This is a genomic window from Moraxella sp. CTOTU49097 (assembly GCF_032064105.1).
Classification (GTDB): Bacteria; Pseudomonadota; Gammaproteobacteria; order Pseudomonadales; family Moraxellaceae; genus Faucicola; species Faucicola osloensis_B.
Map to the genome: position 1 here is coordinate 265,522 of NZ_DAMBOA010000001.1, position 13,088 is coordinate 278,609.

At 42.9% G+C, this 13,088-nt stretch carries 10 protein-coding genes; 5 read left to right on the forward strand and 5 right to left on the reverse strand.

Translation table 11 applies throughout. The annotated features are described in order from the left end of the window. Positions 1 to 65 precede the first annotated feature (65 nt). Entirely contained in the window at positions 66 to 3,035 is a 2,970-nt protein-coding gene (locus RT064_RS01240) for an LPS-assembly protein LptD (protein WP_313060433.1), read from the reverse strand. A gap of 165 nt (positions 3,036 to 3,200) precedes the next feature. Here RT064_RS01240 and RT064_RS01245 point away from each other — a divergent pair, with 165 nt between their 5' ends. From RT064_RS01245 to tkt, 3 genes are all read left to right on the forward strand, one after another. Next, positions 3,201 to 4,313, forward strand: a complete 1,113-nt coding sequence (locus RT064_RS01245; protein WP_313060435.1) for an aminoglycoside phosphotransferase family protein — start codon at positions 3,201 to 3,203, stop codon at positions 4,311 to 4,313. 6 nt (positions 4,314 to 4,319) lie between these two features. After that, positions 4,320 to 5,018, forward strand: coding sequence for an N-acetylmuramate alpha-1-phosphate uridylyltransferase MurU (gene murU / locus RT064_RS01250; protein ID WP_313060437.1), 699 nt, complete (start codon positions 4,320 to 4,322; stop codon positions 5,016 to 5,018). Between the two features lie 190 nt (positions 5,019 to 5,208). Next, complete coding sequence (gene tkt, locus RT064_RS01255; protein WP_313060439.1) at positions 5,209 to 7,206, forward strand: transketolase; 1,998 nt, start codon at positions 5,209 to 5,211, stop codon at positions 7,204 to 7,206. A gap of 44 nt (positions 7,207 to 7,250) precedes the next feature. Here the strand turns inward: tkt and RT064_RS01260 are convergent, their stop codons facing one another. From RT064_RS01260 to RT064_RS01270, 3 genes are read right to left on the reverse strand one after another with little or no spacing between them, the layout of a single operon-like run. Next, positions 7,251 to 7,736, reverse strand: a complete 486-nt coding sequence (locus RT064_RS01260) for a DUF3592 domain-containing protein (protein ID WP_101963688.1) — start codon at positions 7,734 to 7,736, stop codon at positions 7,251 to 7,253. A 1-nt stretch (position 7,737) separates the two neighbouring features. Further along, positions 7,738 to 8,541, reverse strand: a complete 804-nt coding sequence (locus RT064_RS01265; RefSeq protein ID WP_313060444.1) for a UDP-2,3-diacylglucosamine diphosphatase — start codon at positions 8,539 to 8,541, stop codon at positions 7,738 to 7,740. 9 nt (positions 8,542 to 8,550) lie between these two features. Next, the gene (locus RT064_RS01270; RefSeq protein WP_036593522.1) at positions 8,551 to 9,060 is read right to left on the reverse strand and encodes a peptidylprolyl isomerase; all 510 of its coding nucleotides are present in this window, start codon (positions 9,058 to 9,060) and stop codon (positions 8,551 to 8,553) included. A gap of 212 nt (positions 9,061 to 9,272) precedes the next feature. On the opposite strand from RT064_RS01270, the gene RT064_RS01275 reads away from it, so the two are divergent. Both RT064_RS01275 and RT064_RS01280 read left to right on the forward strand, forming a co-directional pair. After that, on the forward strand, positions 9,273 to 11,024 hold the full coding sequence (locus RT064_RS01275; RefSeq protein ID WP_313060446.1) for a glutamine--tRNA ligase/YqeY domain fusion protein: 1,752 nt from the start codon (positions 9,273 to 9,275) through the stop codon (positions 11,022 to 11,024). A 356-nt stretch (positions 11,025 to 11,380) separates the two neighbouring features. After that, positions 11,381 to 12,415: a D-alanyl-D-alanine carboxypeptidase family protein gene (locus RT064_RS01280; RefSeq protein ID WP_313060449.1), complete on the forward strand. Its 1,035-nt coding sequence runs from the start codon at positions 11,381 to 11,383 to the stop codon at positions 12,413 to 12,415. Positions 12,416 to 12,525: 110 nt separating this feature from the next. Here RT064_RS01280 and RT064_RS01285 read toward each other — a convergent pair whose 3' ends face one another. Beyond that, complete coding sequence (locus RT064_RS01285; RefSeq protein WP_135888176.1) at positions 12,526 to 12,852, reverse strand: TraR/DksA family transcriptional regulator; 327 nt, start codon at positions 12,850 to 12,852, stop codon at positions 12,526 to 12,528. Positions 12,853 to 13,088 lie beyond the last annotated feature (236 nt).

Genomic DNA, 13,088 nt, shown 5'->3' on the forward strand with positions numbered 1-13,088 from the left:
ATGTCTGTATCATAATAAATCCTAAAAAACGTCAAGTTTTAGGCAGTTTTTTGCGTAAAAGGCATTTAGTATCTAGGGTCATAACCCAATACCCGATTACGCATCAAGCTAGCCAGTCGACCGTCACCTTTGTTGGATAACCCATTTAAGCTAATTTCTGCCATGATGGCGTGGTCAGCACTGTCTTTATCACTTAATTCATCATAATAACGGCGAGCATAAATCGATAAGCCATAACAACAGCTATCATAAGTAAAGCCCGCTAACACATCACTAAAACGACTTTTCTCATTGTCGTATTGGACAGCCCCTAAAAACTGCCAATTATCATTAACAGGCAAAACAGCGGAGCCGGTGAAAGCAGAGAGGGCTTTTTGTCCAAATCTACTCTCATTGCGTTTGACATAACCTAAGTTGTAAAGGCTATTAAAAGTTGGCGCATAACGAAATTGGGTGTTGATATAGTTTAAATCAGCGTTGTCATCAACCGAGCCATCTAAATCTACCCAAAAATCTTGACGCGGTTGGGTGCTTACTTCAAAGACGGTACCGGTATTGTCAATTTTTAACCCATCATCGGTATTGTCAAGATGTACCCGAATATCACTCAAATAAATTTGTTTACCCACGCTGGCATCCAAGCGAGTCAAACCATTGCCATCAATATAGCGATAATTTAATGAAGGGGTTAGATGGTTGTTGTCGGGCAGGCGATCATATCCCAAAAACCATGAATCTTCATACAATTGCGAAAAATTGAGCGATGCCAAACGGGTATTAAAGTTGGGTACGTCAGTCTGGTCTTTATAAGGCGAGTACACATATTTTAGGCGCGGGCTTAATAACTGATAGCCACCCAGTGAGTCATCAAATTTACCAAACGGGGTGCCTGCTTTAAAGAAATTTAAGCCACTGTCAATACTAAACTGCGGTACAAAAATAGATTGGCTTTTGCTATTTTTATCCAGTCCATTGGCATCGGCTGATTCTTGGTCAAATTGGGTGTAAAGGTGCTGTAAACTTACTGACGGGGTCACGTATCCCCAAGTTCGCGTCATTGGATAGGCAGCAGTGAGTTTGTTATACAATCTGCCACCGCTTTGCTCAGGCGCAGAGCCATCATCGATTGGGCGTTTAAAATAGGCAAAATCGCTGATACCCGTCAAATCAAATTGGGTCACCCAAGGCACACGATATTTGACCGATAACTGCGGCAGACGGTCATAGGGTTTGTCTTTATCCAAGATTTTGTCTGAATTGGTTAAATTACGATCCAGTGTTTGAAAGGTTTCAATCTTGGCAAGCGCAGTCAAATAGTCATTGTAATAATTGGCTTGAATGCGGCGCGGTAAATTTAATTGAACGGTTTCGTCACCCAATGTCTCAAAATCATTTAAGAATTTAGGATCTGAGACATACTGGTATAGCGCGTCAATGGATAGGTTAGGGATATCTTTTGACTGCCAATGATGATCATAATAAAAGCGGGTACGGTCTTCATCATTATATTGTTTGTCGTTTGGCAGATAAGAGCCTAACACACTACCATAACCCAATTTTTCTGTCAGATAGCGAAATTCACCCGTCAACATCGGATTGCGGTCAGTAAAAATGGTTGGCGTAACAGTGGCATCGTAATTTGGCGCTAGATTAAAGTAATAAGGTAACTGTACATTGAAACTCCCTTCCGTACTAAAGCCGCCGCGTGGTAACAAAAAACCACTGGTGCGGCGATCGTCAATCGGAAAATTAAAATACGGCAGGTACAATACCGGGGTATTTTTGACTTTTAACGTGGCATTATAGGCTTCACCGCGACCCGTGTCGGTATTGATATCGATGTTTTTGGCATTGATTTGCCAAGTCGGATTGTCAGGCGCGCAGGTGGTAAACATGACATCGTCAATTTCAACACGGCTTTCATCGACTTTATTAAGCCGTTTGGCATAACCATACGCTTGTAGCGGTACGCTGGCAAACGCCACGTCTTTGGCGGTTGCTTTGGTGCTATCCGTTTGGTACGCCAGTTCATCGGCAACGGTAATCAGCCCCCCTTTTGGGCTATCTTTGAGGCTTACACGTGGGTTACCGTCTGTCGATTGGGTACTTTGCGCGGCATCGACCAATAAAACATTACCTTGAGCGGCCGCAATGCCATCTTGCACGTTAACGACCACTTTATCGGCAGAGATTTGCTGACGACCTTGGTTGATTTGCACATCACCTGACAATTCAGCATAATTTTCATTGTCATAATAGCCATAGTCAGCCGACGCATAAATTGGGAAGCTGCTATTGGGTTGGTCGGTAGCGGCTGCCGCTAATGCCTGTTGTTGATAGATGGTCGAAGTGGGATATACCCAGTTGCCATGACACATGGCGTCTTTTCGGGTCCCTGCTTTTGATTGCGTGTTTGCTTGAGCACCTGACGGTTGACTATTAGGCGTGAGCGGGCTCAGTAAATTTGGATTGGAATTTGGATTAGCAACCGTGGCGCTAGTATCATCCGTGGTTTGCGGGGTTTTGGGTTGATAAAAGGTTTTGAGCTTATCTAAACTGGCTTGCTGCTGTTGATTTGGGGTAAAGTTGGGACGAGTACGCGCAGAGTTTGGTTTGATATCAGGGGCGCTAATCGGCGTGATGCCTTGATTAGTCGTCACATCGACAGTAGTGACGCTGTCTGCTGTGGTGTCGATACTACTATCGGTATCGGGCGCGGCAGCTGAGGTATCAAGGTTTTGTTTTTTAATACTCTGTGTTTCAGGGCTTTGTGACTCAATGTTTTGAGCTTCTGTGCTTTGTGCTGTCGCTGTATCAGTCGATTCCGTAATGGCGGCTGTCGGCAACACCGCAAGCGCTGAGGTTGAATACAAAGTAGTAAACATCGCCCCAAGCGTCATCGCTAAAACGTTGGTATGTCGATAAATTTGGTGTAATGATTGATGCAAGCATGTAGGTTGGGTTGGCAAAGACGAATGGGAAGTTAAACGATTAGAAGTTGACGAAATAGGCGACAATTTCACAGATATTTTCATTAGACATTTACCAAAGACGCAATATAAAAACCTTCACATCATATCACTAGCGTCATCAATATACTATTGCAAAAGATGTTTAAAATTGCAAACATGATAGACGCCACTTGAGAGATACGCAGATTTTCGGTAGCATAACTTATTTTTATTGAGTAAGCCCACGTTATGAACCATCCTGCCGCACAACTTGCCAACCAAGACCCTTTCGATAGCGCAGCTTTGTCATCAAATACCGAGCCATGTGAACAACAGTCACGTGAACAACAGCTGCACACTTGGTTGACCGAAGTTTTTCAAAATCAGTCATTGCAGCATGAAAAAATACCTGGCGATGCCAGCTTTCGCAGCTATCATCGCTTAACCGTAGACAATCAACACTATATCGTGATGGATGCGCCGCCAGAAAAAGAATCGGTGAAAGAATTTATCGCCGTGGGCAACTTAATGGCAGGGCATGTGCATGTGCCAAAAATGATTGCCACGGATGAACAGCAAGGTTTTATCGTCCTTGAGGATTTGGGAAACACGGATTTTGCCGATGTCATTGCCAAGGATTTAACGGATGCAGGCGAGCTGGCAAAAACTGCGCGCTATTATCAGCAGGCCATGCAGGAAATTTTGGCGATTCAAAAGATTAATATCAATGACGCCAATGCCGTTATCCCAAGTTACGATGATGCCTTGCTGCGCCGAGAAATGGGCTTGTTTAGCGACTGGTTTTTACCCTATATCGGCGTGACGATGACCCCAGACTTAGAGACGCTGTGGCAAGATTTGCAGTCTGATATTATCCAGCAAGTCATCGCGCAGCCTCAAGTGGTGGTGCACCGTGATTTTCACAGCCGTAATTTGATGGTATTAAATCACAGCGATGAGTTGGGCGTGATTGATTTTCAAGATGCTGTCATCGGTGCCTACACCTATGATTTGGCGTCTTTGTTGCGAGATGCCTATATCAATTATGATGAAACATGGGTCAACACGCATCTGGCTCATTATCACCAATTGGCGCAAATTGACAAAAGCTTGGCAGATTTTACTGTGGATTTTAATATCATGAGTATGCAGCGTCATCTTAAAGTGTTGGGAATTTTTGTACGTTTGTTCGAGCGAGATGGCAAAGCCCGTTATTTGGTCAATCTGCCTAAAGTTTTCAATGATTTATTAACTTGTCTAAAAGCTATCACCCAATGGGATGAGCGTCATACTTTTGATAAGTTTGCTGACTGGATGACCGCCGTCGTTGAGCCTGCTTTTCATCAAAAAATCCAAGGATAAAACCCCATGTCAACCACCATCACCCAAGCCATGATTTTATCTGCAGGTAAAGGCACTCGGCTGCGCCCTTTAACCTTGACCACGCCAAAGCCGCTTGTCGAAGTCGGCGGGCAACCGCTTATCGTGTGGCATATCAAAGCACTCAAACAAGCAGGTATCACCGATATCACCATCAATGTGTCATGGCTTGCTGATAAACTGCTCAATGCAATCGGGGATGGCAGTCAATACGGTGTCACCATTCATTGGTCGATTGAACCAGAAGAACCGCTTGAGACAGCCGGCGGTATCAAGATGGCTTTGGCTACTGGTAAATTAAAAGACCAGCCATTTATCTTGGTCAATGGGGATGTGTGGACGCCTTTTGATTTTGCTCAACTAAACCAGCTTCAGTTAGACGATTCGCAGGCTTATTTGCTTCTCACCGACCAAGCGACGCATAACCCAACTGGCGATTTTGCCTTAGAAAATGGCAAGGTCAATGTAGAGGGCACGCCAAAATATACCTTTGCAGGGATTAGTGTTATGTCACCAAGATTATTGGATACGGTCAAGGTAGGGGAGACTGCGCCGCTTGCGCCACTACTCAAACAAGCCATGCAGGCGGGTTTGGTAATGGGGGATTTGCTGAGCGATGCGTGGGTCGATGTAGGCACACTTGAGCGTTTAGAAAATTTGAACCAAAAATTGTCGGCTAACAAGTGATTTGACAGAAAATTTCATCTTTTGCCATTTTGGTTTTATCTGAAAGCCAAGCAAACTAAACGGTTAAAGCTAAAAAAATGACCCAAAACTGTGATAAAATTTGTCACAGTTTTATTTTTAGCATGTTACATACGACAAAATTTAATTCTGTAATTAATTCTGTAATTAATTCTGTAATATAGGAAAGCCAATGACAACCCCAATTTCTGAACGTCGTCTTGCCAACGCCATCCGTACCCTAGCTTTTGAAGCGGTGCAAAAAGCCAATTCTGGACATCCAGGCGCGCCGATGGGCATGGCAGATATCGCTGAAGTGTTATGGCGTAAGTTTTTAAAGCACAATCCAACCGACCCACATTGGCTAAATCGCGACCGTTTTGTGCTATCAAATGGTCATGGCTCAATGCTGCAGTACGCTTTGCTGCACTTGACAGGGTATGACGTTAGCATTGAGGATATCAAAAATTTCCGCCAATTGCACTCTAAAACCCCCGGTCACCCTGAATATGGCTACACCGCAGGTGTGGAAACTACCACAGGTCCGTTGGGTCAAGGGATTGCCAACGCCGTAGGTTTTGCGATTGCAGAAAAAACCCTAGCCGCGCAATTTAACCGAGACGGTCACCAAGTCATCGACCACCAAACCTATTGCTTTTTAGGTGATGGCTGTTTGATGGAAGGTATTTCGCACGAAGTTTGCTCATTAGCCGGTACGCTGCAGCTGGGCAAATTGGTTGTATACTATGATGACAACGGTATTTCGATTGATGGTGACGTCGAAGGCTGGTTTTCAGATGACACCCAAAAACGTTTTGAAGCTTATGGCTGGCAAGTGCAAAAAGTTGACGGTCACGATACCGATGCCATTACCCAAGCGACCCAAAATGCCATAGCTGAAAAAAATAAACCTTCACTCATCATCTGTAAAACCGTGATTGGCGCAGGTTCACCTAACAAGCAAGGCTTGGAGGCCTCACATGGCGCACCCCTTGGCGCGGATGAAATCTTGCTCACCCGTCAAGCCCTCAAGTGGGATCACGAAGCGTTTGAACTTCCAGACGATATTTATGAAGGGTGGGACTGTAAAGTTAAAGGTCAAGCGCTACAGCAATCATGGGAAAGTGAATTTGATGCTTATAAAGACGCTTACCCAGAGCTTGCCAGTGAATTACTTCGCCGTGTGAATGGTGACTTGCCAGCAAATTTTGAGACACAAGCCCAAGAATTTATCAAGGCGTGTCAAGATAACCCAGAAAACATTGCAACGCGTAAAGCCAGCCAAAATTCAATCAATGCCTTACAGCCATTATTGCCAGAGCTACTGGGCGGTTCTGCTGATTTGGCAGGGTCAAATCTAACTTGGTTCAAAAATGCCAAAGCGCTCGAAGATGACGCGGCAGGTAACTATATCCACTACGGTGTGCGTGAATTTGGTATGACGGCAATTGCCAATGGTATTGCCTTATATGGCGGCTTTATTCCGTATGTGGCGACGTTCTTGATGTTTATGGAATATGCGCGCAATGCGGTGCGTATGTCAGCCTTGATGAAACAACGCGTCATTAACGTTTATACCCACGACTCAATCGGTCTGGGTGAAGATGGACCCACTCACCAACCTGTCGAGCAGTTGTCAAGTCTGCGTGCCACCCCAAATCTACATACTTGGCGACCATGTGATACGGTTGAGTCAGCTGTGGCATGGGTAGAAGCCTTGAAAGCAAAATCAACCCCATCCGCGCTCATTTTTAGCCGTCAAAACCTACCGCACCAAGCGCGAGATATTGAGCAAGTAGCCAATATTGCCAAAGGTGGTTATGTACTAGCCAAAGAACAAGGCGAGCTACGTGCCATCATCATCGCCACAGGTTCAGAGATTGAGCTTGCAATGAATGCTTATACTGAGTTGACTGCCGAAGGTTTGGGCGTGCGCGTTGTATCAATGCCCTGTGCTGAAGTGTTTGCCAAACAAGAAATCAACTACCGTGACAGTGTGTTGCCACCGCAAGTGCGTGCGCGTGTGGCGGTTGAAGCCAGCCATATCGATTATTGGTACAAGTTTGTAGGGCTTGATGGTAAAGTCGTGGGTATGACCACTTTCGGTGAGTCTGCCCCTGCCAAAGACTTATTCCCATACTTTAACATCACCACTGATGCGGTCATTCGAGCCGTGAAAGCGGTTGTTTAAATTTAATTGTTGACTTACTAAAAGGTGGGCAATGCTCGCCTTTTTTATTTCTCAATTAAACGGGTTTTTTGGCATTCTTTATAGGATGAATACTTGGTGCCAATCCAATAAGCTAAAAACACTATCGAAAAAATTATACTCAAAAAATAATAGCTGATTTGGCTCGACACACCTTGCTGAAGTTGTGTTTTTGATAGTTTAGTATTTGGGTTGCTAGGTAAATAATAGATGGTAATGCTATCACCTAAAGATTGCTTATCGCAAATATCTAAGCTAGGGTCTTCAGGTACAGTGTCTATAAAATATTGTTTTTGATTAACTACATAACGATATAAACGCGTGGCTGATAGTCCGCGTCCTTTATTGCAACGAGTCTTTGTAGAATAGGCTGAGGTTCTAATGCCTTGTTGCTCGATAGTTTGATAAGTGTGAGCCGCTTTGTGATAATTAAAATTGCCAATAAAAGAAAAAATTACTGTAACTATGATTGAAACCACCGCAACAAATAATAGTAAATTCTTTGATAGCATTTTAGCGATTAACTGTATAGAAAAATTCGACCAAATTTAGTTGCCCCGACATTGTAACGCCAATAACAGCACTAACACTGTTGTCATTCAATCGCCAATCGCCGAGCACTAACCGTTTTTTATCGCCAATTTGATGAACAGCAGGGCGGTGAGTATGCCCATGAATCAGTATATCGGCTTTTTGCAAGGCTTGTTTGACAGATTGTTCATTGACATCCATGATTTGCAGGGATTTTTTGGCATTATCAGTTTTACTTTTTTGGCGTAAATCTTGCGCGATTTGTTGGCGTTTTTTGATGGGGAGCGCGAGCAAAATTTTTTTAGTGATAGGATGTTGGATGATTTTGCGAAAGCGTTGGTAACCTTTATCATCGCTGCACAGCGCATCGCCATGTTCTAGGCGAACTTTTCTGCCATTTAACGTCAAACAAAACGGCTCAAAAATCAATTGCCCGCCAAACTTGTCGCAAAATTGCTGCCCAAGCAGAAAGTCCCGATTACCATGCATGACAAAAATCTGGCAGTTTTTATCGGATAATGTTTTGAGCTTCGCTATAATCGGCTGAAGCGCATCTGTTAAGGTGTCTGTATCGGCAACATCATCCCCTAGCCAAGCTTCAAACCAATCCCCGAGAATAAAAAACTGTTTTAGATTGGGCAATAAAGCCAATTTATCTAAAAAATCTAAAAAAGCCTGTCCTAAAGGATTAGTGGCAGGCTCATTCATGCTCAAATGTAAGTCACTGATAAGCACTTGCGCAATGGCAGAGGGATTATCGGTGACCAAATCTGCAAAAATTTGCATACAAAAAAATTATTTCTCAATGACTTTTGCATGGGTAATCACCACAGGCGTGGTTGGTACATCAGCATGGAAACCGTATTTACCAGTCGGCACACCTTTGATTTTATTGACAATGTCCATGCCTTCAGTCACTTTACCAAACACGGCATAGCCCCAGCCTTGTGGGTTTTTGCCAGAGAAGTTTAGGAAACTATTGTCTTTTACATTGATAAAAAATTGCGCAGTCGCTGAATGTGGGTCAGAAGTACGTGCCATCGCAATCGTACCGACTTCATTTTTTAAGCCATTATCTGCTTCGTTTTGGATTGGGGCATTGGTAGATTTTTCTTTCATGTTGGCGTCCATACCACCACCTTGAATCATAAAACCGTCAATGACGCGGTGAAAAATCGTGCCATCATAATGACCTGATTTGACGTATTCTAAGAAGTTTGCCACGGTATTGGGGGCTTTTTCTTGATTGAGTTCGATAACGATGTTACCCATGGTGGTTTCTAATTCTACGTATGGCATATCCATTGTGTGCTCCTAATGGTTTTTATGGTTAAAAAAACGTATCTTGCAATTGTTGTGGCTATCCTAGCGATTTTCAATCAAAAAGTCAGTATTTAGTTTGCAAAGTTGGCAAAATTAAATGTTTCAATTAAATTCATTTAAGTTTTTTCAATGTCAAAAAACTGCTAGAATGGCAGATTAGTTCACCATTTTTGTAATAGGTAAGGGGCAACCAAATGACGGCGACGACCGACAAAAATACAAAAACCGACGATACAGCAGCCAATAGTGAAAAAAATGACTTTATCCGTGCGATCGTACGCGATGACCTTGCTTCGCAAAAATATAGCCAGATTGTGACCCGTTTTCCACCTGAGCCCAATGGCTATTTACATTTGGGTCATGTCAAATCTATTTGTCTCAACTTTGGGCTGGCTAAAGAGTTTGCAGGGCTGTGTAACCTACGGTTTGATGACACCAATCCTGATGCTGAAGATCAGGAGTTTGTCGATAATATCAAAGATGATGTCAAATGGCTTGGCTTTGACTGGGCAGGCGAGGCGCGCTATGCGTCCAGTTATTTTGGTCAGTTATATGATTGGGCGGTGAAATTAATCAAACAAGGCGATGCCTATGTTGATTTGCAAAGTCCTGAGGATATTCGTGAAAACCGCGGCAATTTTGGTCAAGCTGGTAAAAATTCACCATACCGTGATGCCAGTGTTGAAGAGAATTTGCAACGCTTTGACGATATGAAACTTGGCAAATATGGCAACGGTGAAGCGGTGCTTCGTGCCAAAATCGACATGGCAAGCCCCAATATGAATATGCGCGATCCAATTTTGTATCGTGTCATGCACCAAGCGCACCACCAAACAGGCGATGATTGGTGCATTTATCCAATGTACGATTATGCTCACCCGTTGTCAGATGCAATCGAAGGTATTACGCATTCGATTTGTACCCTAGAATTTGAAGACCACCGTCCGTTTTATGATTGGGTGGTAGATAAAGTGGGATTTGACAAAGAACCACACCAATATGAATTTGCCCGCCTAAACGTGAACCATATTTTGACCAGTAAACGCAAACTCAAAAAACTGGTCGAAGATGACTTGGTGAGTGGTTGGGACGATCCGCGTATGCCGACAATTGCGGGTATGCGACGCCGTGGTTATACCCCTGAAGGGTTACGGGATTTTTGTGACCGTGTAGGCGTGAGCAAGTCAGACGGTGTGGTGGATTTTGGCTTACTCGAGTTTAGTATCCGTAACTCATTAGAGCATGTGAATCGTGCGATGGCGGTGCTAAACCCACTAAAAGTGACGATTACCAATTTTGATGAAGCCGTCGCCAATGTTGAAACCCTCAAAAAAGACAGTGTAAAAACTAAACTCGACAATGGAGTTTTATGGTTGACCCAGCCTAAAAATAGCCATGATGACAGGCAAGGTATGCGTGACATTCCCTTTACCAAGGAAATTTATATTGATAAAGGGGATTTTGAAATCACGCCACCTGAAGGCTATAAACGTTTGTCACCGCAAAACCCAGAAATCCGCTTACGCAATAGTTATGTGTTAAAGATTGAGGAGCACATCACCGATGACAATGGTGAAGTGGTGGCATTAACAGCGACTATTGACCCAAAAACGTTGGGCAATAATCCAGAAGGACGTAAGGTTAAAGGTGTGATACATTGGGTGTCAGCCAGTCTAGGTGTACCTGCGAAGGTGCGTCTATATGAGCAGCTGTTTACCCAAGAAGACCCTGCCAAGATTGACATCAATAATTTAGCCGCAGAGATTAATCCCAATTCGCTACGTGAAGTAGATGCCATTGTCGAGCCTTCTTTATCACAAGTCAATGCGGGCGAGCGGTTCCAATTTGAACGTGAAGGGTTTTTTGTGGCAGATAGTAAAGATTATTCACCAGAGCATTTGGTGTTTAACCGTATTGTGACCTTAAAAGATAGTTTCAAACCATAAATCATCTTTAACTTATAAATTAGCTGGCGTAGCAATATGTCAGCTTTTTTTGTAAAAGGATATCTTAACCTATTGTTACTTATGGTTTTATTATTGTATTAGCTAAATGGTTTTTTTATTTTTTTACATGCGTAACATTTGTCCTGTGCTAAACTACTCATCGTAAATTTAAGTCAGTCTTGCGTAATCAATCCGTTATTCTTGTTAGATTTTGTAACTTTTAATGGCTTGATTTTAATGGCTATTAGGCTTAAGGTATCGTTGTTCATCTGTTTTTCGTAAATATATTGGTAGTTTTGGTAACTGTATGCTTTATCCAACAGCAAGTTAACCATGATTTGATTGAGAGTGTTGAAATGAAAACATTGTTAAGGAAAACCTTGTTAGGTGCTGTCATTGCACTGGCTGGCGTACAAAGTAATGCTGAATTAAATATGCAGACAGGTAGCCAGGCCAAAGTTAGTTGGGATGGGCAGGGTAGTTTAGACAAAGCCCGTGCCATCATGTATAACAGCACGCCACAGACGACAAGTTTTAATAGTGGTAATTATAATAACTATAACAATGCATACAGTGAGGATGATAGCTACAATCCAGCATGGTCTCAAGATAGCACGCGGGCTTCGGGCAGCTATTTTGCTAATTCCAAAGGTGCCTTGGTAGTGGATGCGTTAACAGGCAATACCATTTATGAAAAAAATGCTGATATCGCCCGTCCGATTGCCTCAATCAGTAAATTGATGACAGCTGTGGTGGTAGCGGAATCAGGCGCTAACATGAGCGAAACATTGACGATTAGTCCATTAGATTTCAAAACCCCAAAACAATCGGGTAGTGATCGTCTAAAAGTTGGCGATCAGCTTAATCGTGCTGAAATCCTACTGATGATGATGATGAAATCAGAAAATCCCGCGGCTAAAGCATTAGCACGTACTGACCCTATGGGCTATGACAATTTTATCAGCCGTATGAACCAAAAAGCGCGTGAATTGGGGATGACGCAAACCCGTTATTATGACCCATCGGGTCTGGATTCTCGGAATGTAGCGTCACCGCGTGATTTGGCAATTTTGGCGCGCTATGCTTATAAGCATAATTTAATTAGCCAGTTTAGTACCACGCCTAGCCGCCAATTTGGGGTAAATAATATCAACTCAGGTTATCGTACGGTTGCGGCGCGCAGTACCAATTACATGGTACGCGATGGTTTATACAATATTGGCCTATCAAAAACAGGTTATATTCGTGAAGCGGGTAACTGTGTTTTATTTGAAACCAATGTCGGTAATCGTCCAGCCATCGTAGTTTTATTGGGTGCCAATGACTCAAAAACCCGCTGGAACGATGCAGAAAATATTATTGCTAATTTAAGCATGCGCCGATTCACCTAATCAATTCGCAATTCATTGACTGATTTTTTGATAAAAAAGCAAGGATAACTGTCCTTGCTTTTTTATGGGTGAAAGACTACCAAAATCAGCTATTTAGTATGTTTTGTAAGCTATTTAGCGTGTTTCATACAGGTGGTGGCAAAGGGTACTGCTTCCAGGCGCTCGGGCTCGATTTCTTCACCACTCACAGCGCAAATACCGTAAGTCCCATTTTCGATACGAAGTAAGGCATTATTCACCAATTCAAGGTTTTGCTGGGCTTCGACTAGCAAGTTTTTACGTACATCATTTTGCTCATTAATCACCGCTTGGTCGTCCCAATCTTGGGTCATATCCGTATCAGGATTTTGCATATCATGTTGGATTTTATGCACGCGAGTTTGGTATTCTTGTTTTAGGTCAAGTAATCGTTGTTTTGCTTTGTCAAGGTCAACCATAAAGCCTCCAATTGGCTAATAAAATATTGAACGCAGTGCTGCATTCATGTTTTTGTTCTTATAAGCTTATCATCAAGACCCTTCTTAATAAAGTAATAATATAGTAGTAATACCGTGTTATCACCGCGCGTAGCGTTAATTGGGCATTAATTGGGCGTTAGTTGATAGCATCAATAATGTTAAAAATATTCAAAATATGCTAATCTACGCTTATTTTTTATTCAATTTTTGTTGTC